The following is a 414-nucleotide window of genomic DNA, read 5'->3' as shown; positions in this document are numbered from 1 at the left end:
CCGCCGGCTGGCGTATAGGAGCCGGCGACGATCTGCGCCGCGTTGTCGAGCCGGGTCTCGAACAAGGCCACCGACGCATTCAGGCGCCCGTCCAGGTAAGCGCCCTTGAGGCCGATTTCCTTGGTCTTTCCCTTTGACGGCGTGAGCACGTTGCCATTGCTGTCGCGATAGTCGGTCTGCGGGTTGAAGATGCCCGTATAGCTGACGTAGGCCGAATAGGTGTTGTCGATGTCGTAGATCAGGCCGGCATACGGCGTGAATTCGTTGCGCTTCTTGTAGTGCAGCGAGCTGCCGTTGGCGGTATCGTCGATTTCGTAGTTGCTGAAGCGGCCACCGACAATGAGTTTCAGGGGCTCGGCCAGCGAGAAGCGGGCCGCGCTGTAGACACCGCTCTGCTTGATTCGGGTGCGGGTC

Annotated in this window: 1 protein-coding gene; it reads right to left on the bottom strand. The window is 61.4% G+C overall.

Annotated features, from left to right (window positions below):
- On the bottom strand, positions 1-414 hold a 414-nt coding region (locus tag RCF13_RS03055; RefSeq protein WP_308140856.1), incomplete at both ends, for a TonB-dependent receptor.

This window comes from Stenotrophomonas maltophilia group sp. RNC7 (assembly GCF_030910085.1).
Lineage (GTDB): Bacteria > Pseudomonadota > Gammaproteobacteria > Xanthomonadales > Xanthomonadaceae > Stenotrophomonas > Stenotrophomonas sepilia.
This window is presented reverse-complemented; position numbering and strand designations above follow the sequence as displayed.